Genomic DNA, 6,279 nt, shown 5'->3' with positions numbered 1-6,279 from the left:
AAAAAAGCGCCGCGCGAATTCATCGGCGGCGCTCAAGCGGGAAAGGCGCGAGGTTTCCCTCGCGCCTTTAGCCGAGTTACTTGCGCTTCGTCGCGGTCCGCTTTGCAGCGGGCTTGCGGCGAGCCGTACCGGTCTTCTTCGCAGTCGTCTTCTTGGCGGCTGCAGTCTTCCGGGCGGCGGGTTTGCGTGCGGCGGGCTTACGTGCCGCAGGCTTCTTCGTCGTGGTCTTCTTCTTGGTCGCTTTCTTCGCTACTGCCATTTTGCATCCCTCCTTTGGGGCTGGCTGGTCGATGAGTTCACTCTAACTACATCCGCTCGTCCCTCCGCACGTATCGCATTTGAGACACGTGCCGTTCCGGACAAGGGTAAAGTTCCCGCATTCTCCACAAGCTTCCCCTTCATAACCCTTAACGCGCGCTTCGGCGACAAAATCTGATGCGCCGCGCTCAGCGAGCGATTCGACGGCGCGAGCGACATGCTCCGCCGTTTGTGATGAAGGGAACGGAGTTGATGCGGTGGCCAGGTTTGTGGTGCGCGGAAGCGCGTCATCGTCGACACTCGTCTGCAATGCATGTGCCTGCGCACCAGTTCCTTGCGCCTTGCTCGACGCGAACATCTTTCGCTCACCCAGGCGACCACGAGTGAAGCCGGGTGAGACGAGAGCTTCGGTGGGACGCCTGCTTTCGCCTGCGTCACCAGAGCCGAGCGTTGTGTTGCCAATCTCAGTTGGATCAACATGAGCAAGCTCGTAACGCCCAAGATAAGAAACTGCAAGCTCTCTGAAGAGATAATCAAGAATCGATGTTGCGTTCTTGATCGCCTCGTTCCCGCGTACCGGACCTGCTGGTTCGAAGCGCGTGAAGGTAAAGGCGTCGACAAACTCTTCGAGTGGAACACCATATTGCAGTCCGACAGACACCGCGATCGCAAAATTGTTCATGAGAGAACGGAACGCAGCGCCTTCCTTATGCATGTCGATAAAGATTTCACCTAACCGTCCGTCTGCATACTCGCCGGTTCTTAAATAGACCTTATGACCGCCGACGACCGCTTTCTGCGTATAGCCCTGGCGGCGATCCGGCAGACGCTCGCGGTCAGCGCGCGCGCGCACGCGTTCGATGATGCGCTCCACGATGCGTTCTGCAACGACGGTCGCGCGCTGGTTCTGCGGCTGATCGAATGCGATTGCCGCCAGCACCTCGTCTTGCTCGTCCTCGTCGTCGGCAAGAAGCTGTGCATTCAGGGGCTGCGAGAGCTTGGAACCGTCGCGGTACAGCGCGTTGGCCTTCAGCGCCAACCGCCACGAGAGCAAATAGGCCTCCTGGCAGTCCTCGACGCTCGCTTCGTTCGGCATGTTGATGGTCTTGGAGATGGCGCCGGAGATAAAGGGCTGCGCGGCGGCCATCATCTGAATGTGGCTCTGCACCGAAAGGAAGCGCTTGCCCTTGCGGCCGCACGGCGAAGCGCAATCGAAGACCGGCAGGTGCTTCGCATCGAGACCTGGCGCACCTTCCAGCGTCATCGCCCCGCAGGCGAACTCGTTGGCGGCCTCGGTCTCTCTTTTATCGAAGCCGATATCGGTCAGAAGGTCGAAATCGGGGGCATCGAGCCGCTCCCGCGCGATTCCCAGCACCTCGGTGCAGAACGCCTCTCCCAGCGTCCATTTGTTGAAGACGAATTTGACGTCGAAGGCAGCCAGAACCGCCTTCTCGACCACGGCAATCTTCTCGGGCGTGAATCCTTTGGAGGCCAGCGTCTCCGGATTGATGCCGGGTGCGCCGGTGAGGGTGCCGTGGCCGACGGCATATTCGATGATGCGCTTGGTCTGCGCCTCGTCATAGCCGAGCCGGCGCAGCGCCTCGGGCACCATGCTATTGATGATCTTAAAATAGCCGCCGCCAGCGAGCTTCTTGAACTTCACGAGCGCGAAGTCGGGCTCGATGCCGGTGGTATCGCAATCCATGACGAGGCCGATCGTGCCCGTCGGCGCGATGACCGTGGCCTGCGCGTTGCGATAGCCGTGTCGGCTGCCGAGTGCGATGGCCTGCTCCCAGGCCTGCGTGGCGTGAGCGATCAGCGCCGGATCGGGGCAGTTGGCATGATCGAGCGGCACCGGCGCCGTCGCCAGCACCTCGTAGCCGTCATTTTCGCCGCGTGCCGCTCGCGCATGATTGCGCATGACCCTGAGCATGGACTCGCGGTTCCGCTCGTAGCCCGGGAAGGCGCCGAGCCCGCCTGCCATCTCCGCGCTCGTGGCATAGGAGACGCCAGTCATGATCGCGGTGAGGGCGCCGCACAGCGCGCGCCCCTCGGCGGAGTCGTAAGGAATGCCGGATGCCATCAGCAGGCCGCCGATATTGGCGTAGCCGAGACCGAGAGTCCGATACTCGTAAGAGAGCTGCGCGATCCGCTTCGACGGGAACTGGGCCATCGTGACGGCGATCTCGAGGACGACCGTCCAAAGCCGGATCGCATGCTCAAAGGCCTCGACATTGAAGCTGCCGTCCTCCTTGCGGAACTGCATCAAGTTCAGCGAGGCGAGGTTGCAGGCGGTATCGTCGAGGAACATGTATTCCGAGCACGGGTTCGATGCGTTGATCGGACCCGAGGCGGGGCAAGTGTGCCAGTCGTTGATGGTCGTGTGGAACTGAATGCCGGGATCGGCGCAGGCCCACGCCGCATAGCCGACCTGCTCCCACAGCGCGCGCGCCTTGACGGTCTTGGCCAAGGCGCCGTTCTTACGGAAGGTGAGGTTCCAGTCGCTACCTTCCGCCACCGCATCGAGAAATGCATCGGTGACGCGCACGGAATTGTTCGAGTTCTGGCCGGAGACGGTGCGATAGGCCTCTGAATCCCAATCCGTGTCGTAAGTTTGGAACTGGATCGAGGTATAGCCCTGACGCGCGAACTGGATCACGCGGCGGATCAGGCTGTCGGGGACCTTCGCCCTTCGCGCCGTCTTGACCTCGCGTTTCAGCGCGGGATTGCGTTTCGGGTCGAAGCAGCCATCGTCATCGGCCTCGCAATTGACGCAAGACTTGATGATGGCGTTGAGGCGCTCGGCGAGCACCTTGGAGCCGGTGACGAGGGCCGCCACCTTCTGCTCTTCATTGACCTTCCAATTGATGAAGGCCTCGATGTCGGGGTGGTCGATATCCACCACCACCATCTTGGCGGCGCGGCGCGTGGTGCCGCCCGACTTGATCGCGCCCGCGGCGCGGTCGCCGATCTTGAGGAAGCTCATCAGCCCTGAGGACTTGCCGCCCCCGGACAGAGGCTCGTTTTCGCCGCGCAGCTTGGAGAAATTGGTGCCGGTGCCGGAGCCATATTTGAAGAGCCGCGCCTCGCGAACCCAAAGGTCCATGATGCCATTCTCGTTGACGAGGTCGTCGTCGATCGACTGGATGAAGCAGGCATGCGGCTGCGGGTGCTCGTAGGCGGTCTCCGACGCCTTCACCTCGCCGGTGGCGTAGTCGACATAATAATGACCCTGGCTCGGGCCATCGATGCCATAGGCCCAATGCAGCCCGGTATTGAACCATTGCGGGCTGTTGGGCGCGCCCATCTGCATGGCGAGCATATAACGGAGCTCGTCGAAGAAGGCCTGGGCGTCTTCCTCGGAGCTGAAATAGCCGGCCTTCCAACCCCAATAGGTCCAAGTGCCGGCCAGCCGATCGAAAACCTGGCGTGAATCGGTCTCGCTGCCGAGCCGCGCGTCCTTGGACACGGCCGCAAGTGCCTCGTCGTCAGGAACGGACCGCCACAGCCAAGCGGGCATGATGTTCTCTTCGACGCGCTTCAGGCGCTTAGGCACGCCGGCTTTGCGGAAGTATTTTTGCGCGAGGATGTCGGCCGCGACCTGGCTCCATTGCGCAGGCACGGTGAAGCGCTCAAGCGCAAATACGACGGACCCGTCGGGATTGCGGATCTCGCTCGCAGACGCGCGAAACTCAATGGCGTCGTAGGGCGACTTGCCCGCGACTGTAAAACGTCTTTCAATCCGCATTCTTATCCAGCTCCCCCGCAAAGACCCCCGCACAACCGGCCAAACGTGGAACGATTCGGCTAAACCATCAACATCTATGCAGGCGGTCGGCCGATACTACTAAACCCTGTGGGTGACTGCCATAATTAAATGTGGATAGCCGGGGGAGGACTTGCAACATGGCGCTGGATTTAGGGCGGAAACTCGCCCTTTGTCGGCACGGACAAACACTCGACTGAGCGTCCCCATCCTGCCGTGGGCAGAGCGGCTAGTCCGCAAGACAGCGGGCTTCAGACCCGGGAAAACGCGCCACGGTGAGCCGTATCTGCAACGCTTTGAGTCAGCGTCTTCACCCTCTGTTTACGACCCGATCAATATCCTGTTGGCGCGTCCGGAATCAGGCTGCGGCGGGGGTTGGTCGCGTATGCTGTATCATCGCGCTCTAGGCCGCGATCTCGAGGACCTTGTCGTCGCCGTTATCGACAACAGGCGTCCCATACTCGCCGTGATGCGGGCCATGCTCGCCGCGATCGGCGTTGGCCGCATCGACACCTTCAAAAGCTCGACCGACGCCATCGGCGCCATGCAGGCGGATGTTCCCGATCTCGTGATTGCGGCAGGGGCGATGCAGCCGCTGTCCGGCCCCGTCCTTATTCGCACCCTGCGCCGCGCAACCTCCGAGCCACTCTGCTTCGTGCCTGCGATGGTCATGAGCACGCGGGCCAAGCCCGGTATGGTGGAGGAGGCGTTGCGGGCGGGGGCGCATCAGGTGCTGATCCTGCCGATCTCCGCGAGCACGCTCTATCGCCGGCTCGATTGGCTGCTCAACGACGATCGTCCCTTCGAGCGCCAAGGCGAGCATTTCATCGTTGCCGGCATGGAGGAACGCCTCTCGCTGAGCGTCCAACGGCCCGTTTATATGCCACAGCCGGCCGGCGTCGCGTTCGGCGCGGCCCTTGAAGGGCAGGGGGCGGAGGCAAGCCACATCGCTGAAGCGCCGTCGCCGATCGCGCGCGTCGCTCGGAACTAACCCCGGGGCCACCCTGGACACGGCGCGGCCTTGAGGCCATAGTCCGGCCAATCAGCAAACGCCGAAAAATCCATGGGAATCTTCACTGAGCTCTTTGCCTGGTGGACAGGCAATACCATCGGCACGCGTCTCTTCACGTGGCGCAAGGGCGTGCGCGTCGGCGAAGATGGCCTCGGCAACATTTACTACAAGGAAGCGGACGGCCCGCGCCGCTGGGTGGTGTACCGCACCCTGGCCGAGGCCTCGCAGGTGCCGCCGGAATGGCATGGCTGGCTGCATCATACCGTCGACGTGCCGCCCAGCGAAGAGAGCTACAGTCCGCATCCCTGGGAGAAGGCGCATCGGCCGAACATGACCGGGACCTACGAGGCCTACCGGCCACCCGGCAGCACGTTGCGGCCCCAAACGCAGAAGCCCGCCAAGGAGTACGAGCCGTGGCGACCGACCTGACGTCGACGCCCTCGCGCGGCGTCCCTCCTAGCGGTGCAGCGCTGGTCGGCCTCTCACTACGCCGCGAACGGCCGCTTCGTGCAGGATCTCGCCAGCGATGTGCTGGCGATGCTCGCACCGCGTCCCGGCGAGCGCATTCTCGATCTTGGCTGTGGCGATGGCCGGCTCACGGCGGAGATCAAGGCTGCGGGCGCCGACGTTCTCGGCATCGATCTGAGCGACGACCTTTTGGACGCGGCCAGGGCACGTGGTCTCGACGTGCAGAAGCTGGACGGACACGAGCTTGCCTTCGCACAGGAATTCGATGCGGTGTTCTCGAACGCCGCTCTGCATTGGATGCGCGCGCCGGAGCTGGTGGTCGCTGGAGTCGCGCGCGCCTTGAACCCGGGCGGCCGCTTCGTCGGCGATTCGGCGGTCACGGCAATGTCGCGGCGATTGCCACGGCGATGCGCGCCGTGAGCGTGGAGCGTGGCGGTGACCCCGCCCGTGTCGCGCCTTGGTTCTTTCCCACGCCGGAAGAATATGCCCGCCTGCTCGAAGGAGCAGGTTTCACTGTTGGCGCCATTGCGCTCGTGCCGCGTCAGGCCCGGCTCGAGACCGGTATGGAGGGCTGGCTCACAACATTCGGCCGGTCCTTTTTCGAGCAATACCCGGAATCGGAGCGGACCGAGGTTCTCGACGATGTAATCGAACTGTTGCGTCCCTCGCATTGCGACAGCGAAGGGCAGTGGACCGCGGACCACATCAGGCTACGGTTTTCCGCTACGCTAACGCCTTGATAGACAAGGAAGACGGTGGAGCCTTACGGATGCCC

At 62.8% G+C, this 6,279-nt stretch carries 6 protein-coding genes; 4 read left to right on the top strand and 2 right to left on the bottom strand.

Going from position 1 to position 6,279, the window contains the following annotated elements:
• Positions 1-76 precede the first annotated feature (76 nt).
• Entirely contained in the window at positions 77-259 is a 183-nt protein-coding gene (locus tag ACR2J1_RS02985; RefSeq protein WP_434017864.1) for a hypothetical protein, read from the bottom strand.
• Between the two features lie 42 nt (positions 260-301).
• Positions 302-4,006, bottom strand: coding sequence for a vitamin B12-dependent ribonucleotide reductase (locus ACR2J1_RS02980; protein ID WP_434017863.1), 3,705 nt, complete (start codon positions 4,004-4,006; stop codon positions 302-304).
• A gap of 403 nt (positions 4,007-4,409) precedes the next feature.
• Here ACR2J1_RS02980 and ACR2J1_RS02975 point away from each other — a divergent pair, with 403 nt between their 5' ends.
• The 4 genes from ACR2J1_RS02975 to ACR2J1_RS02960 all read left to right on the top strand — a co-directional run bounded on the left by ACR2J1_RS02975 (position 4,410) and on the right by ACR2J1_RS02960 (position 6,244).
• Positions 4,410-5,015, top strand: a complete 606-nt coding sequence (locus ACR2J1_RS02975) for a response regulator (RefSeq protein ID WP_434017862.1) — start codon at positions 4,410-4,412, stop codon at positions 5,013-5,015.
• Between the two features lie 72 nt (positions 5,016-5,087).
• Positions 5,088-5,465, top strand: a complete 378-nt coding sequence (locus ACR2J1_RS02970; RefSeq protein WP_434017861.1) for an NADH:ubiquinone oxidoreductase subunit NDUFA12 — start codon at positions 5,088-5,090, stop codon at positions 5,463-5,465.
• A gap of 33 nt (positions 5,466-5,498) precedes the next feature.
• Entirely contained in the window at positions 5,499-5,924 is a 426-nt protein-coding gene (locus ACR2J1_RS02965; RefSeq protein ID WP_434017860.1) for a class I SAM-dependent methyltransferase, read from the top strand.
• A complete protein-coding gene (locus ACR2J1_RS02960) occupies positions 5,912-6,244 on the top strand; it encodes a hypothetical protein (RefSeq protein WP_434017859.1) in 333 nt (110 codons plus the stop codon). Before ACR2J1_RS02965 ends, ACR2J1_RS02960 begins: the two co-directional genes overlap by 13 nt.
• Positions 6,245-6,279: the final 35 nt, after the last annotated feature.

The sequence above is a fragment of the Methyloceanibacter sp. genome (genome assembly GCF_050999895.1).
Classification (GTDB): Bacteria; Pseudomonadota; Alphaproteobacteria; order Rhizobiales; family Methyloligellaceae; genus Methyloceanibacter.
The sequence above is the reverse complement of the archived record's forward strand: the minus strand, read 5'-3'. Positions and strand labels throughout refer to the sequence as shown.

Bases quoted from the DNA above. Each gene is read 5' to 3' on its own strand.
- ACR2J1_RS02985 (WP_434017864.1), bottom strand. From the start codon at position 259: ATGGCAGTAGCGAAGAAAGCGACCAAGAAGAAGACCACGACGAAGAAG.
- ACR2J1_RS02980 (WP_434017863.1), bottom strand. From the start codon at position 4,006: ATGCGGATTGAAAGACGTTTTACAGTCGCGGGCAAGTCGCCCTACGAC.
- ACR2J1_RS02975 (WP_434017862.1), top strand. From the start codon at position 4,410: ATGCTGTATCATCGCGCTCTAGGCCGCGATCTCGAGGACCTTGTCGTC.
- ACR2J1_RS02970 (WP_434017861.1), top strand. From the start codon at position 5,088: ATGGGAATCTTCACTGAGCTCTTTGCCTGGTGGACAGGCAATACCATC.
- ACR2J1_RS02960 (WP_434017859.1), top strand. From the start codon at position 5,912: ATGCGCGCCGTGAGCGTGGAGCGTGGCGGTGACCCCGCCCGTGTCGCG.